Genomic DNA, 20521 nt, shown 5'->3' on the forward strand with positions numbered 1-20521 from the left:
CAAGCAGGGGGTCGTCGGTTCGATCCCGTCATCCTCCACCAATCAATCGGAAATCTAAGCAACACCAAAGCGGCTTCGCAAGAGGCCTCTTTGTTGTTGGACGAGATTACTCGGACCAATCGGCTGTTCTTTAAAAATTCATAGAGTCGAATCAGCGTTGCTGATGGAAACTGCACATTCGTAAAGGTTTAGTGCAGACCGTGCCATCAGCAACATAAATTTGATTGCGTCAAAACGAACGAACTTTGTTTGTTCAAGTAATGACGAATCGTTCTCTAGGTAGCAATACCGAAGAAACATTCACATTACGGCATAACGCGCGAGGTGAAAGACCTCGCAAGTCCTTGAAAGAAAACGGAGGCGTCTCGCAAGAGAGGTCAAAGTTATAGGGTCAAGTGACTAAGAGCATGTGGTGGATGCCTTGGCGATGATAGGCGACGAAAGACGTGAAAGCCTGCGATAAGCTTCGGGGAGCTGGCAAATAAGCTTTGATCCGGAGATTTCTGAATGGGGAAACCCACCCTTCGGGGTATCGTTAACTGAATACATAGGTTAACGAGGCGAACCGGGTGAACTGAAACATCTCAGTAGCTCGAGGAAAAGACATCAACCGAGATTCCGAAAGTAGTGGCGAGCGAAATCGGAAGAGCCTTCTAGTGATAGCACGACTGTTAGCAAAGCGGAATGGAAAGTCCGGCCATAGTGGGTGATAGCCCCGTATGCGAAAACAGACGTGTGGTACTAAGTTAGAGAAAAGTAGGGCGGGGCACGAGAAACCCTGTCTGAATATGGGGGGACCATCCTCCAAGGCTAAATACTCATCATCGACCGATAGTGAACCAGTACCGTGAGGGAAAGGCGAAAAGAACCCCGGGAGGGGAGTGAAATAGATCCTGAAACCGCATGCTTACAAAAAGTAGGAGCCCGCAAGGGTGACTGCGTACCTTTTGTATAATGGGTCAGCGACTTACATTCAGTGGCAAGGTTAACCGAATAGGGAAGCCGTAGAGAAATCGAGTCCGAATAGGGCGTTCAGTCGCTGGGTGTAGACCCGAAACCAAGTGATCTATCCATGGCCAGGATGAAGGTGCCGTAACAGGTACTGGAGGTCCGAACCGACTAGTGTTGCAAAACTAGCGGATGAGCTGTGGATAGGGGTGAAAGGCTAAACAAACTTGGAAATAGCTGGTTCTCTCCGAAAACTATTTAGGTAGTGCCTCAAGTATTACCGTCGGGGGTAGAGCACTGTTTTGGCTAGGGGGTCATGGCGACTTACCAAACCAAGGCAAACTCCGAATACCGACGAGTACAGCTTGGGAGACAGAGCACCGGGTGCTAACGTCCGGACTCAAGAGGGAAACAACCCAGACCGCCAGCTAAGGTCCCTAAAATTGGCTAAGTGGGAAACGAAGTGGGAAGGCTAAAACAGTCAGGATGTTGGCTTAGAAGCAGCCATCATTTAAAGAAAGCGTAATAGCTCACTGATCGAGTCGTCCTGCGCGGAAGATGTAACGGGGCTAAGCCAGTTACCGAAGCTGCGGATGTGCAATTTATTGCACGTGGTAGGAGAGCGTTCTGTAAGCCTGTGAAGGTGTCTGGTGACGGATGCTGGAGGTATCAGAAGTGCGAATGCTGACATGAGTAGCGTTAAAGGGGGTGAAAAGCCCCCTCGCCGTAAGCGCAAGGTTTTCTACGCAACGTTCATCGGCGTAGAGTGAGTCGGCCCCTAAGGCGAGGCAGAGATGCGTAGCTGATGGGAAACAGGTCAATATTCCTGTACCGATCAATAGTGCGATGTGGGGACGGAGAAGGTTAGCTCAGCCAACTGTTGGATATGTTGGTTCAAGCCTGTAGTCGTGCCCGGTAGGCAAATCCGCCGGGCTTAGATGAGGGGTGATAACGAGTCTGCTTGCAGACGAAGTGAGTGATACCCTGCTTCCAGGAAAAGCCACTAAGCTTCAGCTATTGACGACCGTACCGCAAACCGACACTGGTGCGCGAGATGAGTATTCTAAGGCGCTTGAGAGAACTCAGGAGAAGGAACTCGGCAAATTGATACCGTAACTTCGGGAGAAGGTATGCCCCTAGTAAGTGAAGTTGTACAAACGGAGCTAAACGGGGTTGCAAAAAATCGGTGGCTGCGACTGTTTAATAAAAACACAGCACTCTGCAAACACGAAAGTGGACGTATAGGGTGTGACGCCTGCCCGGTGCTGGAAGATTAAATGATGGGGTGCAAGCTCTTGATTGAAGTCCCAGTAAACGGCGGCCGTAACTATAACGGTCCTAAGGTAGCGAAATTCCTTGTCGGGTAAGTTCCGACCTGCACGAATGGCGTAACGATGGCCACACTGTCTCCTCCTGAGACTCAGCGAAGTTGAAATGTTTGTGATGATGCAATCTCCCCGCGGAAAGACGGAAAGACCCCATGAACCTTTACTGTAGCTTTGTATTGGACTTTGAACAGATCTGTGTAGGATAGGTGGGAGGCTTTGAAGTGAGGACGCTAGTTCTCATGGAGCCAACGTTGAAATACCACCCTGGTGTGTTTGAGGTTCTAACCTAGGTCCCTTATCGGGATCGGGGACAGTGCATGGTAGGCAGTTTGACTGGGGCGGTCTCCTCCCAAAGCGTAACGGAGGAGTTCGAAGGTACGCTAGTTACGGTCGGACATCGTGACGATAGTGCAATGGCATAAGCGTGCTTAACTGCGAGACTGACAAGTCGAGCAGATGCGAAAGCAGGACATAGTGATCCGGTGGTTCTGTATGGAAGGGCCATCGCTCAACGGATAAAAGGTACTCTGGGGATAACAGGCTGATACCGCCCAAGAGTTCATATCGACGGCGGTGTTTGGCACCTCGATGTCGGCTCATCTCATCCTGGGGCTGTAGCCGGTCCCAAGGGTATGGCTGTTCGCCATTTAAAGAGGTACGTGAGCTGGGTTTAAAACGTCGTGAGACAGTTTGGTCCCTATCTTCCGTGGGCGCTGCAGATTTGAGGAAGCCTGCTCCTAGTACGAGAGGACCGGAGTGGACACACCTCTGGTGTATCGGTTGTCACGCCAGTGGCATTGCCGAGTAGCTAAGTGTGGAAGAGATAACCGCTGAAAGCATCTAAGCGGGAAACTCGTTTCAAGATGAGATCTGCCGGGGCCTTGAGCCCCCTAAAGAGTCGTTCAAGACCAGGACGTTGATAGGTCAGGTGTGGAAGCGCAGTAATGCGTTAAGCTAACTGATACTAATTGCTCGTGCGGCTTGACCCTATAACTTTGACGACACCGTCAAGGTTGTTATGCCAAGTGACGCAATCAAAAATTACATGCTGATTTAGCTCTGTGAATTCGTTGTCTTGACCCAGTCAAGGCAGCAACAAGTTATGCCTGATGACCATAGCAAGTTGGTACCACTCCTTCCCATCCCGAACAGGACAGTGAAACGACTTTGCGCCGATGATAGTGCGGGTTCCCGTGTGAAAGTAGGTCATCGTCAGGCTCTTACAGCCCAAACCGCCCTTCTGCTCTGACGAGTAGAAGGGCGTTTTGCTTTGCGGCGGCGCATCCCGTCAGAGGAGTGATCGCTCATGCTGCTTCGCCAAGGCGCTCCTAGATGGCGCCGCCCCCTGTGATGCCCAGAACATCCCTCAGGCCGCTGCGCCAGGTCACGGCCGTGCCGACTGCTCTATGGCGGACAACTCGCGCTGCGGAACCGTCGGGCGACTAGAACAGAACACCGCTCAACCAATGCCGGATGTCTGTCCAGACGATAAGCCCTGCCGCTTGCGCGCTCGCTGCTGCCAGTCACAGGAAGAAGGGGCTTCGAGGAGGTGTGTAGAGCAGTTGACTTATGGTGCGTCAGTCGGATGGATGTTGATTGGTTCAATTCAACATCGAAACTCCTTTGATGAGGAGTTCCGGGAGTCTTCGAGTGGTGCCCTAGTGCGGATGTTTGGTCGACCAGTGCCGGCGGGTAGGGTTGCTACTCCGTGGCTGCTATACCAACAGGGTCTCTGACGCTTTCCCTTGGGGCCACATGAGTGATTGGCGGGAAGCCGCGCTCCCTCGGCCCTAATGTGTCATGAGCACACAGAACGCCCATCAGAGGCCCAAAGAAGGTTTAAGAGCGCCCAGATTCCTTTCGTGTCAGGTGTTTTCAAATAGGCGCGCTAGTTCAGCCTCGGTGAGGCTGGCTTGCCCAATGATGTGGCTAACCGACGTGAGCTCACTCGGCCATAGACACGCGTCGTTGCCAACGATGCCGCGCTGTTTCTCGATCTGGATAAGGGCAGGATAGCCTGCAGCCAAAAGGTGGACTGCCTTCATGCCAATTCCAAAGAGCCAAGTTGAGCCCGATCTTTGAATTTTCTGGTCGAGGGCAAAAAATCCTGCTAGAATTCGAGATTCTTCGGAGGGGTGCCCGAGTGGCTAAAGGGGGCAGACTGTAAATCTGTTGGCTTACGCCTACACTGGTTCGAATCCAGTCCCCTCCACCAGAAATTGTCAGTCAAAGGTGCTTAAGCGGCACCTCGCAGCAGCGTGAGGTGCTGATGCGGGAGTAGTTCAATGGTAGAACCCTAGCCTTCCAAGCTAATGACGCGGGTTCGATTCCCGTCTCCCGCTCCAGTCGGTGCTGTTTGCAAGATTCGAGGCCGATACGTTGGCCTCATGCCCATGTGGCTCAGTGGTAGAGCACTCCCTTGGTAAGGGAGAGGTCGCGGGTCCGATTCCCGCCATGGGCACCATTTCCAGGTGCGTCCGTTTGAGATTGCGCCGATATCAAGCTGTGTTGCGCTAGATTTTTTTCGGAGTCGAAAAATGGCAAAAGGTAAGTTCGAACGTACCAAGCCCCACGTCAACGTGGGCACCATCGGCCACGTGGACCACGGCAAGACGACGCTGACCGCAGCGATCGCCACCGTGCTGTCCGCCAAGTTCGGCGGCGAAGCCAAGAAGTACGACGAAATCGACGCGGCCCCTGAAGAAAAGGCCCGCGGCATCACCATCAACACCGCCCACGTGGAATACGAGACGCAAAACCGTCACTACGCCCACGTGGACTGCCCCGGCCACGCCGACTACGTCAAGAACATGATCACCGGCGCTGCCCAGATGGACGGCGCCATCCTGGTGTGCTCGGCCGCTGACGGCCCCATGCCCCAAACGCGCGAGCACATCCTGCTGGCCCGTCAGGTGGGCGTGCCCTACATCATCGTGTTCCTGAACAAGTGCGACATGGTGGACGACGAAGAGCTGCTGGAACTGGTGGAAATGGAAGTCCGCGAACTGCTGGACAAGTACGATTTCCCCGGCGACGACACCCCCATCATCCGCGGCTCCGCCAAGCTGGCCCTGGAAGGCGACAAGGGCCCCCTGGGCGAGCAAGCCATCGACAAGCTGGCCGAAGCCCTGGACACCTACATCCCCACGCCTGAGCGCGCTGTGGACGGTGCCTTCCTGATGCCCGTGGAAGACGTGTTCTCGATCTCCGGTCGCGGTACCGTGGTGACGGGTCGTGTCGAGCGCGGCATCATCAAGGTCGGCGAAGAAATCGAAATCGTCGGTATCCGCGACACGCAAAAGACCATCTGCACCGGCGTGGAAATGTTCCGCAAGCTGCTGGACCAAGGCCAAGCTGGCGACAACGTCGGCCTGCTGCTGCGCGGCACGAAGCGTGAAGACGTCGAACGCGGCCAAGTGCTGTGCAAGCCCGGCTCCATCAAGCCCCACACGCACTTCACCGCCGAAGTCTACGTTCTGAGCAAGGACGAAGGCGGCCGTCACACGCCGTTCTTCAACAACTACCGTCCCCAGTTCTACTTCCGCACGACCGACGTGACGGGCGCCATCGAGTTGCCCGCCGACAAGGAAATGGTCATGCCCGGCGACAACGTGTCGATCACCGTCAAGCTGATCAACCCCATCGCCATGGAAGAAGGTCTGCGCTTCGCCATCCGTGAAGGCGGCCGTACCGTCGGCGCCGGCGTCGTGGCCAAGATCATTGCCTGATCAGTGCATTGAAGGGGTATAGCTCAATTGGCAGAGCGTCGGTCTCCAAAACCGAAGGTTGTAGGTTCGATTCCTACTGCCCCTGCCACCTGATGTGGTAGCAACCAAGCCCGCCAAGACCTGGCGGGCTTCGGTGTCTTGTGCGGCACCGATTTGAAACCGAAGAATTAGTCGTATATGGCCACATCTCAAGTCGAAACCGTCAGCACGGGCGCCGACAAGGCAAAGCTCGCTGCTGTCGTTGCGCTGGTACTGGCGTCGGTCGCCGGCTTTTATTTGCTGAGCAAGCAGGGACCGCTGGTGCAGTGGGGCGTGCTGCTGGTCGGGCTGGCGGCGGCTGTGGCGGTCTTCCTGGTTTCCGAGCCCGGCAAGCAGTTCACGGGATTTGCCCGGGACGCTTGGCGCGAAGTCAAGAAGGTGGTCTGGCCCACCCGTAAAGAGACGCTGCAGATGACTGCGTACGTGTTCGTCTTCGTTGTGGTCATGGCCTTGTTTTTGTGGTTCACCGACAAAACGCTGGAGTGGGTCTTGTATGACCTGATCCTGGGTTGGAGGAAGTAAATGACCGATGCAGTGGAAGTGAGTGGCGAAGAGTCGGGAGCGCTGGGCGCTCCTGCCAACCCTGATCTGCGTTGGTACATCGTCCATGCCTACTCCGGCATGGAAAAGGCCGTGGAGCGCAACATCGCCGAGCGCATCGCGCGCGCAGGCATGCAGGACAAGTTCGGTCGTATTCTGGTTCCCACCGAAGAGGTGGTGGAAATGAAGAATGGCCAGCGCAAGACCACAGAGCGCCGCCTGTACCCGGGCTATGTCTTTGTCGAAATGATCATGGACGACGACACGTGGCACTTGGTGAAGCATACGAACAAGGTGACCGGCTTCGTGGGTGGCGCGAAGAACCGCCCGGCTCCGATCTCCGGCGACGAAGTGCAGAAGATTGTCAGCCAGATGCAAGAAGGCACGGAAAAGCCGCGCCACAAGGTCGAATTCATGGTGGGCGAACTGATCCGTGTGAAGGAAGGCCCCTTCACCGACTTCAATGGGTCGGTGGAAGAAGTCAACTACGAGAAGAGCCGCGTGCGCGTCTCTGTCATGATTTTCGGTCGCTCCACCCCGGTGGAGCTGGAGTTCGGGCAGGTCGAGAAGACCTGATCGTTCCCCAAAGGATGTCGCACTCTTCGACTCGGTGCGAATGAAAGAGTTGAGTCGTTAACCCCGGGGAGCTGCCTTGCAAAAGAAGCAGCGTTATCACCCGCAAGGAGTAAAGCATGGCGAAGAAAATCGTCGGTTTTGTCAAGCTGCAAGTGCCAGCAGGCAAGGCCAACCCATCCCCCCCGATCGGCCCGGCTCTGGGCCAACGTGGCCTCAACATCATGGAGTTCTGCAAGGCGTTCAACGCCCAGACCCAGGGTGTCGAGCCCGGCCTGCCGCTGCCGGTGGTGATCACCGCCTTCGCGGACAAGAGCTTCACCTTCATCATCAAGACGCCTCCGGCGACGACGCTGATCAAGAAGGCCATCAAGCTGGAAAAGGGCTCTGCCAACGCGCTGAGCACGAAGGTCGGCAAGATCACCCGCGCACAGCTGGAAGAGATCGCCAAGACCAAGCTGAAGGACATGAACGCTGCCAATGTGGACGCTGCCGTTCGCACGCTGGCTGGCTCTGCACGCTCCATGGGCGTGACGGTGGAAGGTTTGTAAGATGGCCAAGTTGACCAAGAAGCAGAAGGCCCTGCAGGGCAAAGTCGACAGCACGAAGCTGTACGCTTTCTCCGAGGCTGTTGTCATCGTGAAGGAAGCCGCAACCGCCAAGTTCGATGAGTCCATCGATGTGGCCGTGCAGCTCGGCATCGATGCCAAGAAGTCGGACCAAGTCGTGCGTGGCGCCGTGGTGCTGCCTAACGGCACCGGCAAGACCACCCGCGTGGCGGTGTTCGCTCAAGGCGCCAAGGCTGATGAAGCCAAGGCGGCTGGCGCTGACATCGTCGGCATGGACGACCTGGCCGCCATGGTCAAGGCCGGCGACATGCCTTTCGACGTGGTGATCGCCGCCCCTGACGCGATGCGCGTTGTGGGTACGCTCGGTCAGATCCTGGGCCCGCGCGGCCTGATGCCCAACCCGAAGGTGGGCACGGTGACGCCGGACGTCGCCACGGCGGTGAAGAATGCCAAGGCGGGTCAGGTGCAATTCCGCGTGGACAAGGCCGGCATCGTGCACAGCACCATTGGCCGTCGCTCGTTCGACAACGAGAAGCTGCAGGGCAACCTGGTCGCGCTGATCGAGGCCCTCAACAAGGCCAAGCCGGCTACCAGCAAGGGCCTGTACCTGCGCAAGGTGGCTGTGTCTTCCACGATGGGCCTGGGCGTCCGCGTGGATACGCAATCCATCTCGGCGTAATTGCAAGATCTTCGATCTCTTTCACGAGAGGTCGATGTGGTGGGCTGCAGCTGCCGTCGGTAGCTGCAGGTCATCCAAGACCGTTGGTGCGCAATCCGGTTGCGCTTAAACCCCCGAAGGGCCAACGCAGATGGCGATCCCGCTGCAGATGGAATTCATTTCCGAAACAGTTGGTCGCTGCAACAAGAGCGTGCAGAAGGGCTTGCCCCGACTGCGCAATTTAAGGAGTAGACCTTGAGTCTTAATCGCAGTGAGAAAGAAGCGGTCATCAATGAAGTGACCAGCCTCGCCGCTAAAGCTCAAACGCTCGTGATCGCGGAATACCGTGGCATCACGGTCGCCGACATGACCAAACTGCGCGTTGACGCCCGCAGCAAGGGTGTGAGCCTGAGTGTTCTGAAGAACACCCTGGCCCGCCGTGCTGTGGCTGGCAGCCAGTTTGACGTGGTGGCTGACCAGATGACCGGTCCTCTGATCTACGGCTTCTCCGAAGACGCTGTGGCCGCCGCCAAGGTGGTGGCCGATTTCGCGAAGACCAACGACAAGCTGGTCATTCGCGGTGGCGCATTCGGTGGCAAAGCCCTGGACGTGAACGGCGTGAAGCAACTGGCCAACATCCCTTCCAAGGAAGTGCTGCTGGCCCAGCTGTGTGGCTTGCTGATGTCCCCCATTTCGCGTACGGCCGTGGTGCTGGGCGCTTTGGCGGCAAAGAAGGGCGAGGGCGCTGCCGAACAACCGGCAGCCGAGGCAGCTGCGGCCTGATTGGCCCGCTGTTAACCAACGATATTGTTAGGAAATCAAAATGGCATTCGATAAAGACGCATTCTTGACCGCGCTGGACAGCATGACGGTCCTGGAACTCAATGACCTGGTGAAGGCCATTGAAGAGAAGTTTGGCGTGAGCGCTGCCGCCATGGCCGCTCCTGCCGCTGGCGGCGCTGGCGGCGGTGCTGCTGCTGCTGAAGAAAAGACGGAATTCAACGTGGTGCTGACGGAAGCCGGCGCCAACAAGGTGTCCGTCATCAAGGCAGTGCGCGAAATCACCGGCCTGGGCCTCAAGGAAGCCAAGGACCTGGTGGACGGCGCTCCCAAGAACGTCAAGGAAGGCATTGCCAAGGCCGACGCCGAAGCTGCCGTCAAGAAGCTGGTGGAAGCCGGCGCCAAGGCCGAACTCAAGTAATTCGCCTTGTTGCCAGGGCTGGGGGCTCCGAAAAGGGCTCCCAGCCTTTGGCGCTTATGGATACCGAGTCCAGAGCGCACCAGAAAACGACTCCCCTGCGATCGTTTTCTAGTGTCTTCTGATCACCCCGACAGCAGAAGACGCCTTGGTTCGGGCGATGTGCAACGCATCGCCGTCCGCCATGGTTGGTAGTGGCCAACCGCCAAGCCCGCACGGAAGCCCTCCCTTGCGGGTCAGTAGTCGTCGAAGACCCCATTCCATGTCTTTGCCCGGAGATCTCATGGCTCAAACATCCACGTACAGCTACACCGAACGCAAGCGGATCCGCAAAAGCTTCGGCAGCCGCGAGAGCGTGCTCGAAGTGCCTTACCTGCTGCAGATGCAAAAGGACGCCTACACCGCGTTCCTGCAGGCAGACAAGGCTCCCCAGAAACGTACCGTCGAAGGGCTGCAGGCCGCTTTCGATGCCGCGTTCCCCATCGTCTCGCACAACGGTTTTGTCGAGATGAAGTTCGTGGAGTACAACCTGGCCAAGCCGGCGTTTGACGTGCGCGAATGCCAGACCCGCGGCCTGACCTTCGCCTCGGCCGTGCGTGCCAAGGTGCAGCTCATCATTTACGACCGTGAATCGTCGACCTCGCAGTCGAAGGTCGTGAAGGAAGTGAAGGAGCAAGAGGTCTACATGGGCGAAGTGCCCCTGATGACCGACAAGGGCTCGTTCATCATCAACGGCACGGAGCGCGTGATCGTCTCGCAGCTGCACCGTTCGCCGGGCGTGTTCTTCGAGCACGACAAGGGCAAGACGCACAGCTCGGGCAAGCTGCTGTTCTCCGCTCGCATCATTCCCTACCGCGGCTCCTGGCTGGACTTCGAATTCGATCCGAAGGACATCCTGTACTTCCGCGTGGACCGTCGCCGCAAGATGCCGGTCACGATCCTGCTGAAGGCCATCGGCCTGAACCCCGAGTCCATCCTGGCGAACTTCTTCGTCAACGACAACTTCCGCCTGATGGACAGCGGCGCGCAGATGGAGTTCGTGTCCGAGCGCCTGAAGGGCGAAGTGGCGCGCTTCGACATCACCGACAAGTCGGGCAAGGTCGTCGTGGCCAAGGACAAGCGCATCACCGCACGCCACACGCGTGAGCTGGAGCAGTCCGGTACCACGCACATCAGTGTGCCCGAAGACTTCCTGATCGGCCGCGTGGTCGCCAAGAACATCGTCGACGGCGATACCGGCGAAATCATCGCCAAGGCCAACGAAGAGCTGACCGAAGCGCTGCTGAAGAAGCTGCGTTCCGCCGGCGTGCAGGACCTGCAGGTCATCTACACGAACGAACTCGACCAGGGCGCCTACATCTCGCAGACGCTGCGCATCGACGAAACGGTGGACGAGTTCGCTGCGCGCGTGGCCATCTACCGCATGATGCGCCCCGGCGAGCCGCCGACGGAAGACGCCGTGCAGGCCCTGTTCCAGCGCCTGTTCTACAACCCGGACACGTACGATCTGTCGCGCGTGGGCCGCATGAAGTTCAACGCCAAGATCGGCCGCGACGAATCCACTGGCCCCATGGTGCTGTCCAACGAGGACATCCTGGCCGTGGTCAAGATCCTGGTGGATCTGCGCAACGGCAAGGGCGAAGTCGATGACATCGATCACCTGGGCAACCGCCGCGTGCGTTGCGTGGGCGAACTGGCCGAAAACCAGTACCGCACCGGCCTGGCACGTATCGAGAAGGCCGTGAAGGAGCGTCTGGGCCAAGCGGAACAAGAGCCGCTGATGCCCCACGACCTGATCAACAGCAAGCCGATTTCGGCCGCCCTGAAGGAGTTCTTCGGTGCGTCGCAGCTGTCGCAGTTCATGGACCAGACCAACCCCCTGGCGGAAATCACGCACAAGCGCCGTGTGTCCGCACTGGGCCCGGGCGGTCTGACCCGCGAGCGTGCCGGCTTCGAAGTGCGCGACGTGCACGTGACCCACTACGGCCGCGTCTGCCCTATCGAAACGCCTGAAGGCCCGAACATCGGCCTGATCAACTCGCTGGCCCTGTACGCCCGCCTGAACGAGTACGGCTTCATCGAGACGCCGTACCGCCGCGTGGTGGATGGCAAGGTGACCGACCAGATCGACTACCTGTCCGCCATCGAGGAAGGCAAGTACGTGATCGCCCAGGCGAACGCGACGCTGGACAAGGACGGCCGCCTGACGGGTGACCTGGTGTCGGCCCGTGAGAAGGGTGAATCCACGCTGCTGTCCGCCGACCGTGTGCAGTACATGGACGTGTCGCCTGCGCAGATCGTGTCGGTGGCCGCTTCGCTCGTGCCCTTCCTGGAGCACGATGACGCGAACCGCGCATTGATGGGCGCCAACATGTCGCGCCAGGCCGTGCCCGTGCTGCGCCCCGAAAAGCCCATGGTGGGCACGGGCATCGAGCGCGTGGCCGCTGTCGACTCCGGCACGGTGGTGACGGCCACCCGCGGCGGTATCGTCGACTACGTGGACGCGACCCGTATCGTGGTGCGCGTGAACGACGCCGAAGCCGTGGCCGGTGAAGTGGGTGTGGACATCTACAACCTCATCAAGTACCAGCGTTCCAACCAGAACACGAACATCCACCAGCGTCCCATCGTCCAGAAGGGCGACGTGCTGGCCAAGGGTGATGTGATCGCCGACGGTGCATCGACCGACCTGGGCGAGATCGCCATCGGCCAGAACATGCTGATCGCGTTCATGCCCTGGAACGGCTACAACTTCGAAGATTCGATCCTGATCTCCGAACGCGTCGTGGCCGAAGACCGCTACACCTCGATCCACATCGAGGAACTGGTGGTGATGGCCCGCGACACGAAGCTGGGCGCCGAAGAAATCACGCGCGACATTCCGAACCTGTCGGAACAACAGCTGAACCGTCTGGACGAGTCCGGCATCATCTACGTCGGCGCCGAAGTGCAGCCCGGCGATACGCTGGTGGGCAAGGTCACGCCGAAGGGCGAGACCACGCTGACGCCGGAAGAGAAGTTGCTGCGCGCCATCTTCGGCGAGAAGGCGTCCGACGTGAAGGACACCTCGCTGCGCGTGGACCAGGGCTCCTCGGGCACCGTGATCGACGTGCAGGTGTTCACCCGCGAAGGCATCCAGCGCGACAAGCGCGCCCAGCAGATCATCGACGATGAACTCAAGCGCTTCCGCCTGGACCTGAACGACCAGCTGCGCATCGTGGAAGCCGACGCGTTCGACCGGATCGAGAAGCTGCTGAACGGCCGCGTGGCCAACGGCGGCCCGCAGAAGCTGGCCAAGGGCACGAAGATCGACAAGGCCTATCTGGCCTCCGTCGAGAAGTTCCACTGGTTCGACATCCGGCCCGCGGAAGACGAAGTGGCGACGCAGCTCGAGTCCATCAAGAACTCGCTGGAGCAGACCCGCCACAGCTTCGACCTGGCTTTCGAAGAAAAGCGCAAGAAGCTCACGCAGGGCGACGAGCTGCCGGCCGGCGTGCTGAAGATGGTCAAGGTGTACCTGGCCGTCAAGCGCCGTCTGCAGCCCGGCGACAAGATGGCCGGCCGCCACGGCAACAAGGGCGTGGTGTCCAAGATCGTTCCGGTCGAAGACATGCCCTACATGGCCGACGGCACCCCTGCCGACATCGTGCTGAACCCGCTGGGCGTGCCCTCGCGGATGAACATCGGCCAGGTGCTGGAAGTCCACTTGGGCTGGGCCGGCAAGGGCATTGGCCAGCGCATCGGCGACATGCTGCGCGACGAGGCCAAGGCGGCCGAAATGCGCAAGTTCCTCGAAGAGGTCTACAACTCGCGCGGCCGCAAGGAAGACCTGTCGGCGCTGAGCGACGACGAGGTGATGGCCATGGCGTCCAACCTGACCAACGGCGTGCCGTATGCCACGCCGGTGTTCGACGGTGCCTCGGAAGCCGAGATCAAGGACATGCTGAAGCTGGCCTATCCGGACGAGATCAAGGAGCGCAAGGGCCTGACCGACAGCCGCACGCAGGCGTACCTGTTCGACGGCCGCACCGGCGAGCAGTTCGAGCGTCCCACGACGATCGGCTACATGCACTACCTGAAGCTGCACCACTTGGTCGACGACAAGATGCACGCCCGTTCCACCGGTCCGTACTCGCTCGTGACGCAGCAGCCTCTGGGCGGCAAGGCCCAGTTCGGCGGCCAGCGTTTCGGGGAAATGGAAGTGTGGGCGCTGGAAGCCTACGGCGCCGCGTACGTGCTGCAGGAAATGCTCACCGTGAAGTCCGACGACGTGCAGGGCCGTACCAAGGTGTACGAATCCATCGTCAAGGGCGAGCACGCCATCGAGGCCGGCATGCCGGAGTCGTTCAATGTGCTGGTCAAGGAAATCCGTTCCCTGGGCCTGGACATCGAACTGGAACGCTCCTGAGCAGGTTCGAGTTTTTGAAAGAAAAGTGAGCGGCCAGCGCTCACCCATTAAGGGTTTGCAGGTGTTTTGTGCCGCAAACGCATATGGGGTAAGCGCTGGCAGCTATGTTTTTAGGTGAAAAGGAAAGAGTCACATGAAATCGCTACTCGACCTGTTCAAGCAATTCACGCCGGATGAGCACTTCGATGCCATCCGCATCGGCATGGCTTCGCCCGAGAAGATCCGTTCGTGGTCTTTCGGTGAGGTGAAGAAGCCCGAAACCATCAACTACCGCACGTTCAAGCCCGAGCGCGACGGCCTGTTCTGCGCCAAGATCTTCGGCCCGATCAAGGACTACGAGTGCCTGTGCGGCAAGTACAAGCGCCTGAAGCACCGCGGCGTAATCTGCGAGAAGTGCGGCGTGGAAGTCACGCAGACCAAGGTGCGCCGCGAGCGCATGGGCCACATCGACCTGGCCGCGCCCTGCGCCCACATCTGGTTCCTGAAGTCCCTGCCGTCGCGCCTGGGCCTGGTGCTGGACATGACGCTGCGCGACATCGAGCGCGTGCTGTACTTCGAAGCCTACGTGGTGACCGACCCCGGCATGACCCCGCTGAAGAAGTTCAGCATCATGTCCGAGGACGACTTTGACGCCAAGCGCAAGGAATACGGCGACGAGTTCATCGCCAAGATGGGCGCCGAAGGCATCAAGGATCTGCTCGAAGGCATCGACATCGATCTGGAGATCGAGAAGCTGCGCGGCGACCTGACCGGCTCCGAAGTCAAGGTCAAGAAGAACGCCAAGCGCCTGAAGGTGCTGGAAGCGTTCAAGAAGTCCGGCATCAAGCCCGAGTGGATGGTGCTGGACGTGCTGCCCGTGCTGCCCCCGGACCTGCGTCCGCTGGTGCCGCTGGATGGCGGCCGCTTCGCGACCTCCGACCTGAACGACCTCTACCGCCGCGTCATCAACCGCAACTCGCGTCTGCGCCGCCTGCTGGAGCTGAAGGCTCCGGAAATCATCGCGCGCAACGAAAAGCGGATGCTGCAAGAGGCTGTCGACTCGCTGCTGGACAACGGCCGCCGCGGCAAGGCCATGACGGGCGCCAACAAGCGCGCGCTGAAGTCCCTGGCCGACATGATCAAGGGCAAGTCCGGCCGCTTCCGCCAGAACCTGCTGGGCAAGCGCGTCGACTACTCCGGCCGTTCCGTGATCACCGTGGGCCCGACGCTCAAGCTGCACCAGTGCGGCCTGCCCAAGCTGATGGCCCTGGAACTCTTCAAGCCCTTCATCTTCTCGCGCCTCGAAGCCATGGGCATCGCGACGACGATCAAGGCCGCCAAGAAGGAAGTCGAATCCGGCACCCCGGTGGTGTGGGACATCCTGGAAGAGGTCATCAAGGAACACCCCGTGATGCTGAACCGTGCGCCCACGCTGCACCGTTTGGGCATCCAGGCGTTCGAGCCCATCCTGATCGAAGGCAAGGCCATCCAGCTGCACCCCCTCGTCTGCGCGGCCTTCAACGCCGACTTCGACGGTGACCAGATGGCTGTCCACGTCCCGCTGTCGGTGGAAGCGCAGATGGAAGCCCGCACGCTGATGCTGGCCTCCAACAACGTGCTGTTCCCCGCCTCGGGCGAGCCCTCCATCGTCCCGTCGCAAGACGTGGTGCTGGGCCTGTACCACGCCACCCGCGACAAGATCAACGGCAAGGGCGAAGGCCTGGTGTTCGCCGACACGGGTGAAGTGCAGCGCGCGCTGGACGCCAACCAGGTCGAGCTGCACGCCAAGATCAGCGTGCGCCTGACCGAGTGGACCAAGGACAAAGCCTCCGGCGAGTTCGTGCCTTCGACCTCGCTGGTCGACACGACCGTGGGCCGTGCACTGCTGTCCGAGATCCTGCCCAAGGGCCTGCCCTTCGGCAACCTGAACAAGGCGCTGAAGAAGAAGGAAATCTCCAAGCTGATCAACATCTCCTTCCGCAAGTGCGGACTGAAGGAGACCGTGGTGTTCGCCGACAAGCTGCTGCAAAACGGCTTCCGTCTGGCCACGCACGCCGGTTTCTCGGTGGCGATCGACGACATGCTGGTGCCTCCGCAGAAGGCCGACATCCTGGCCCGCGCCGAAGCCGAAGTGAAGGAGATCGAACAGCAGTACGTCTCCGGTCTGGTGACCTCCGGCGAGCGCTACAACAAGGTGGTGGACATCTGGGGCAAGGCCGGCGACGACGTGTCCAAGGTGATGATGGACCAGCTCAAGGTCGAGAAGACCACCGACCGCCACGGCAAGGAAGTGAACCAGGAGTCCTTCAACGCCATCTACATGATGGCCGACTCCGGTGCGCGCGGCTCTGCCGCCCAGATCCGCCAGCTGGCCGGCATGCGGGGCCTGATGGCCAAGCCTGACGGCTCCATCATCGAGACCCCCATCACGGCCAACTTCCGTGAAGGTCTGAACGTGTTGCAGTACTTCATCTCCACCCACGGTGCCCGTAAGGGCCTGGCGGATACGGCGCTGAAGACGGCCAACTCCGGTTACCTGACGCGTCGCCTGGTCGACGTGACGCAGGATCTGGTGGTGACCGAAGAGGACTGCGGTACGACCAACGGTTCCGTGATGCGCGCCATCGTCGAAGGCGGTGAAGTGATCGAATCCCTGCGCGACCGCGTGCTGGGCCGTTCGACCGCCGAAGAAGTGCTGCACCCCGAAACCCGCGCCGTGCTGGTCAAGGCCGGCCAGATGCTGGACGAAGACCTCATCGAGGAAATCGAAGCCGCAGGCGTGGACGAAGTGAAGGTGCGTACGGCGCTGACCTGCGAAACCCGCTACGGCCTGTGCGCCAAGTGCTACGGCCGCGACCTGGGCCGCGGCGGCCTGATCAACCTCGGCGAAGCCGTGGGTGTGATCGCTGCCCAGTCCATCGGCGAACCCGGCACGCAGCTGACCATGCGCACGTTCCACATCGGTGGTGCCGCTTCGCGCGCTGCCATCGCCTCGAGCGTGGAAGCCAAGTCCAACGGCGTGATCGGCTTCAACGCCACGATGCGCTACGTGAGCAACACCAAGGGCGAGCTGGTGGTGATTGCACGTTCGGGTGAAGTCATCATCCAGGACGAGCATGGCCGCGAGCGCGAGCGCCACAAGGTGCCTTACGGCGCGACGCTGACGGTGAAGGCCGACCAGACGATCAAGGCCGGCACGATCCTGGCCAACTGGGATCCGCTGACCCGCCCGATCATCACGGAATTCGCCGGCCAGGTGAAGTTCGAGAACGTCGAGGAAGGCCTGACGGTCGCCAAGCAGGTGGACGATGTGACCGGTCTGTCGACCTTGGTCGTGATCGACCCGAAGCGCCGCGGCTCTGCCAAGGTGGTGCGCCCGCAGGTCAAGCTGATCGACGCGAACAACCAGGAAGTGAAGATCCCCGGCACCGACCACTCGGTGACGATCGGCTTCCAGATCGGCGCGCTGATCCAGGTCCGCGACGGCCAGGACGTGGGCCCCGGCGAAGTGCTGGCGCGTATTCCGGTCGAAGGCCAGAAGACCCGCGACATTACCGGCGGTCTGCCCCGCGTGGCCGAGCTGTTCGAAGCCCGCTCGCCCAAGGACAAGGGCATGCTGGCCGAGATCACCGGCACGGTGTCGTTCGGCAAGGAAACCAAGGGCAAGGTGCGCCTGCAGATCACCGATCCGGACGGCAAGGTCTGGGATGAACTGATCCCCAAGGAAAAGAACATCCTGGTGCACGAAGGCCAGGTCGTGAACAAGGGCGAGTCCGTGGTGGACGGCCCGGCCGATCCGCAGGACATCCTGCGCCTGCTGGGCATCGAAGAGCTGGCCCGCTACATCGTCGACGAAGTGCAGGACGTGTACCGCCTGCAGGGCGTGAAGATCAATGACAAGCACATCGAGGTGATCGTTCGCCAGATGCTGCGCCGCGTCGTGGTCGAGGCCTCGGGCGAGTCCAACTACATCGCCGGCGAGCAGGTCGAGCGTTCGGAGATCCTGAACACGAACGAAGCGCTGCAGCGCGACGGCAAGATCCCCGCGACCTACAGCAACGTGCTGCTGGGTATCACGAAGGCCTCGCTGTCGACGGACTCGTTCATCTCGGCCGCTTCCTTCCAGGAAACGACCCGCGTGCTCACCGAGGCTGCCATCATGGGCAAGCGCGACGAGCTGCGTGGCCTGAAGGAAAACGTGATCGTGGGTCGCCTGATCCCCGCCGGTACGGGTCTGGCCTACCACCAGGCACGCAAGGCCAAGGACGCCATGGACGACGCCGAGCGCCGCGCCATCGCCGAAGCCGAAGCCGCTGAGCTGTCGTCGTCCTCGGATGACACGGCCGATGTGGATACCAGCGCGGGAGCGACGGCCGCTGAATAAGCTGCCGGGACGCCCCGTCCGCTCCTGAAAAAGCTCCCGCTCTGCCGGCAACGGCAGGCCGGGAGTTTTTTTTGCCATCGCCATCGTGTACCGTTCCCGGCAGGGCCCGCCTGACCGGGGCCTCTTTTTTCGCCACCATGCTGACTACCTGGATCGTTCTGGCCGTGCTGCTCTTCTGGGCCGTGGGCGCCTACAACCGGCTGATCCGCCTGCGGTCCGCCGCCGTCCAGGCTTTCGGCGGGCTGGATGCGCACCTGGTGCGCATGATGGCCATGCTGGGCGAATACGAGGCCACGCAGGTGCCCGAGCCGGTCCCGTCCGATGCCCGCGCTGCGCTGTGGGCGGCCACCACGCAGTTCGGGGCGTCGCTGGCTGCCTCGCGGGCCCGCCCGCTGGACGCGGGCGCCGCCGCCGCGTTGACCGCCGCCCACCGGGTGCTGGATACCGCCTGGCAGACCGTGGTGCGTGAGGCGCAGGAGCGCCACGTGGCCCAGGGCCGCGGCGCCGAGGAGGACGCGATGGCGGCCTGGGTGCTGCGGCGCGAGCAGCACCTGGCCCAGAACGCGCTGGCCCAGCAGCAGTTCAACGACGCGGTCGCGCAATACAACGGCGCGATCGCCCAATTTCCGGCCCGCCTGCTGGCGTGGCTGTTCGGATTCAAGCCCGCCCAGGCACTCTGAGGACCTCCATGGACCCGACTTCTTCCCGCCGGCCTGCGCCCCGGCGGCCCCGCCCCGATGCGGCCGACCGATCTGTTCGCGGGGGTGTCCGCCCGCCTGCGGACGCTGCGACCGGTGCGGCCTCCTCGCCGGTTGGCCAGGCGGCCCATGGCGCACCGCTGTGGATGCTGCTCGACGCCACCGCGCAGGCGCTGCAGGCGGTGCGCTCCGGACAGTCTGGCACCACCGCCCTGGCGGCGGTGGACGGGGCTCTGCGCCCCGGCGTGCAGGCCCTGCTGTTCCAGGCGCTGCGCCACCTGGGCCTAGCCCAGGCCGTACGGCGGCAGTTGGCGCCGCGCAACCCGCCACCGCGGGTAGACGCGCTGCTGTGCACGGCGCTGGCCCTGGCATGGGATCCCGCCCAGGCCCCGTACGAGCCCTTCACCCTGGTCAACCAGGCGGTGGAGGCCGCCAAGCGGCAGGCGGCGACCCAGCCGCAGTCCGCCTTCATCAACGCCTGCCTACGCCGCTTTCTGCGAGAGCGTGATGCGCTCGTCGCCGCCGCGCAGACCGATCCGGTCGCCCGCTGGAACCACCCGGCGTGGTGGATCGACCGCCTGCGCCAGGACCACCCCGCGCACTGGCAGCAGATCCTGGCCGCCAACAACCGGCATGCACCGATGGCGCTGCGGGTTTCAATGCAAAAATCGACTCCAGCCCAATACCAGCAAGTGCTGGCAGCTATCAATATTGAATCCTCGCTGGTTGGCAGTACCGGGGTGGAACTGCGCCAGCCGGTGCCGGTACAACAGCTGCCGGGCTTTGCCGAGGGCACCGTCTCTGTGCAGGACGCTGCGGCCCAGCAGGCCGCACCGCTGCTGCTGGATGGACTGGACCGCGCCGCGCCGCTGCGCGTGCTGGACGCCTGCGCGGCCCCCGGTGGCAAGACGGCACACATCCTGGAATGGGCCGGGGCCGGCGCGCCCTGGCAGGTCACGGCGCTGGAGGTGGATGCGCAGCGCAGCCAACGCATCCACGACACGCTGCAGCGCCTGCAACTGTCGGCCCAGGTGCTGGTGGCCGACGCCGCGCGGCCGCAGGACTGGTGGACGCAGCACTGCGGCGGCGAGCCCTTCGACGCCATCCTGCTGGACGCGCCGTGCACCGCTTCGGGCATCGTGCGCCGGCACCCTGACGTGCGCTGGCTGCGTCGACCGACCGACATCGCCCAGCTGTCCCGCCTGCAGGCCCAGCTGCTTGCCGCCCTGTGGCCCCTGGTGAAGCCAGGCGGAAGGCTGCTGTACTGCACCTGTTCCGTCTTCCGCGCCGAAGGGGACGAGCAGGTCCAAGCGTTTCTTGCGCACAACACCGATGCCCGTTTGCTGCCATCGCCCGGCCATTTAATTCCCGGTAACCCGGACAAGGCCGGTGCCCTCGCTGAGAATCCATCGGGTGATCACGACGGTTTCTTCTACGCACTGCTCCAGAAGTCCCCGGCTGCCTGACGGGC

Annotated in this window: 12 protein-coding genes, 5 tRNA genes and 2 rRNA genes (1 of these 19 running past the window's edge); 18 read left to right on the top strand and 1 reads right to left on the bottom strand. The window is 61.1% G+C overall.

All coding sequences use genetic code 11. The features are described from left to right. From QE399_RS08290 to rrf, 3 genes are all read left to right on the top strand, one after another. Positions 1-41, top strand: a tRNA-Ala gene (locus QE399_RS08290) (it extends 35 nt beyond the left edge of the window). Between the two features lie 348 nt (positions 42-389). Beyond that, a 23S ribosomal RNA gene (locus QE399_RS08295) occupies positions 390-3265 on the top strand. Between the two features lie 116 nt (positions 3266-3381). Then, positions 3382-3494, top strand: a 5S ribosomal RNA gene (rrf, locus tag QE399_RS08300). Between the two features lie 647 nt (positions 3495-4141). Here rrf and QE399_RS08305 read toward each other — a convergent pair. Then, on the bottom strand, positions 4142-4321 hold the full coding sequence (locus QE399_RS08305) for a hypothetical protein (RefSeq protein WP_309827901.1): 180 nt from the start codon (positions 4319-4321) through the stop codon (positions 4142-4144). A gap of 84 nt (positions 4322-4405) precedes the next feature. Between QE399_RS08305 and QE399_RS08310 the strand changes: the two genes are divergently transcribed. From QE399_RS08310 to rsmB, 15 genes are all read left to right on the top strand, one after another. Then, positions 4406-4491 (top strand) — tRNA-Tyr (locus tag QE399_RS08310). A gap of 56 nt (positions 4492-4547) precedes the next feature. Then, positions 4548-4621, top strand: a tRNA-Gly gene (locus QE399_RS08315). Positions 4622-4665: 44 nt separating this feature from the next. After that, positions 4666-4740 (top strand) — tRNA-Thr (locus QE399_RS08320). A 73-nt stretch (positions 4741-4813) separates the two neighbouring features. Further along, complete coding sequence (tuf, locus tag QE399_RS08325; RefSeq protein ID WP_309826679.1) at positions 4814-6004, top strand: elongation factor Tu; 1191 nt, start codon at positions 4814-4816, stop codon at positions 6002-6004. Positions 6005-6016: 12 nt separating this feature from the next. Continuing rightward, positions 6017-6092 (top strand) — tRNA-Trp (locus QE399_RS08330). Positions 6093-6181: 89 nt separating this feature from the next. Beyond that, the gene (gene secE, locus QE399_RS08335) at positions 6182-6565 is read left to right on the top strand and encodes a preprotein translocase subunit SecE (RefSeq protein WP_309827903.1); all 384 of its coding nucleotides are present in this window, start codon (positions 6182-6184) and stop codon (positions 6563-6565) included. After that, complete coding sequence (nusG, locus tag QE399_RS08340; RefSeq protein ID WP_309827904.1) at positions 6566-7159, top strand: transcription termination/antitermination protein NusG; 594 nt, start codon at positions 6566-6568, stop codon at positions 7157-7159. A 116-nt stretch (positions 7160-7275) separates the two neighbouring features. Continuing rightward, complete coding sequence (rplK, locus tag QE399_RS08345) at positions 7276-7707, top strand: 50S ribosomal protein L11 (RefSeq protein ID WP_092956372.1); 432 nt, start codon at positions 7276-7278, stop codon at positions 7705-7707. 1 nt (position 7708) lies between these two features. Further along, positions 7709-8404 (top strand): 50S ribosomal protein L1, encoded by a 696-nt coding sequence (gene rplA, locus QE399_RS08350; RefSeq protein ID WP_309827906.1) that lies wholly within the window; start codon positions 7709-7711, stop codon positions 8402-8404. Between the two features lie 234 nt (positions 8405-8638). Further along, positions 8639-9166, top strand: coding sequence for a 50S ribosomal protein L10 (gene rplJ / locus QE399_RS08355; protein ID WP_309827907.1), 528 nt, complete (start codon positions 8639-8641; stop codon positions 9164-9166). A gap of 40 nt (positions 9167-9206) precedes the next feature. Then, the gene (rplL, locus tag QE399_RS08360) at positions 9207-9584 is read left to right on the top strand and encodes a 50S ribosomal protein L7/L12 (RefSeq protein WP_309827908.1); all 378 of its coding nucleotides are present in this window, start codon (positions 9207-9209) and stop codon (positions 9582-9584) included. Between the two features lie 280 nt (positions 9585-9864). Continuing rightward, a complete protein-coding gene (gene rpoB, locus QE399_RS08365; RefSeq protein ID WP_309827910.1) occupies positions 9865-13989 on the top strand; it encodes a DNA-directed RNA polymerase subunit beta in 4125 nt (1374 codons plus the stop codon). A gap of 133 nt (positions 13990-14122) precedes the next feature. After that, positions 14123-18352 carry a DNA-directed RNA polymerase subunit beta' gene (rpoC, locus tag QE399_RS08370; RefSeq protein ID WP_309827911.1) on the top strand — a complete coding sequence of 1410 codons (4230 nt, stop codon included), beginning with the start codon at positions 14123-14125 and terminating at the stop codon, positions 18350-18352. A 137-nt stretch (positions 18353-18489) separates the two neighbouring features. Then, the gene (locus tag QE399_RS08375) at positions 18490-19032 is read left to right on the top strand and encodes a LemA family protein (RefSeq protein ID WP_309827912.1); all 543 of its coding nucleotides are present in this window, start codon (positions 18490-18492) and stop codon (positions 19030-19032) included. Positions 19033-19196: 164 nt separating this feature from the next. Next, a complete protein-coding gene (rsmB, locus tag QE399_RS08380) occupies positions 19197-20516 on the top strand; it encodes a 16S rRNA (cytosine(967)-C(5))-methyltransferase RsmB (RefSeq protein ID WP_309831975.1) in 1320 nt (439 codons plus the stop codon). Positions 20517-20521 lie beyond the last annotated feature (5 nt).

Origin of the sequence: Paracidovorax wautersii, from assembly GCF_031453675.1 — a bacterium.
In the GTDB taxonomy this organism is placed as follows: Bacteria; Pseudomonadota; Gammaproteobacteria; order Burkholderiales; family Burkholderiaceae_C; genus Paracidovorax.

Coding starts and splice junctions, on each gene's coding strand:
- rpoC (WP_309827911.1), top strand. CDS start 14,123: ATGAAATCGCTACTCGACCTGTTCAAGCAATTCACGCCGGATGAGCAC.
- rplA (WP_309827906.1), top strand. CDS start 7,709: ATGGCCAAGTTGACCAAGAAGCAGAAGGCCCTGCAGGGCAAAGTCGAC.
- rsmB (WP_309831975.1), top strand. CDS start 19,197: ATGCTGCTCGACGCCACCGCGCAGGCGCTGCAGGCGGTGCGCTCCGGA.
- nusG (WP_309827904.1), top strand. CDS start 6,566: ATGACCGATGCAGTGGAAGTGAGTGGCGAAGAGTCGGGAGCGCTGGGC.
- rpoB (WP_309827910.1), top strand. CDS start 9,865: ATGGCTCAAACATCCACGTACAGCTACACCGAACGCAAGCGGATCCGC.
- secE (WP_309827903.1), top strand. CDS start 6,182: ATGGCCACATCTCAAGTCGAAACCGTCAGCACGGGCGCCGACAAGGCA.
- tuf (WP_309826679.1), top strand. CDS start 4,814: ATGGCAAAAGGTAAGTTCGAACGTACCAAGCCCCACGTCAACGTGGGC.
- rplK (WP_092956372.1), top strand. CDS start 7,276: ATGGCGAAGAAAATCGTCGGTTTTGTCAAGCTGCAAGTGCCAGCAGGC.
- QE399_RS08305 (WP_309827901.1), bottom strand. CDS start 4,321: ATGAAGGCAGTCCACCTTTTGGCTGCAGGCTATCCTGCCCTTATCCAG.
- rplL (WP_309827908.1), top strand. CDS start 9,207: ATGGCATTCGATAAAGACGCATTCTTGACCGCGCTGGACAGCATGACG.
- QE399_RS08375 (WP_309827912.1), top strand. CDS start 18,490: ATGCTGACTACCTGGATCGTTCTGGCCGTGCTGCTCTTCTGGGCCGTG.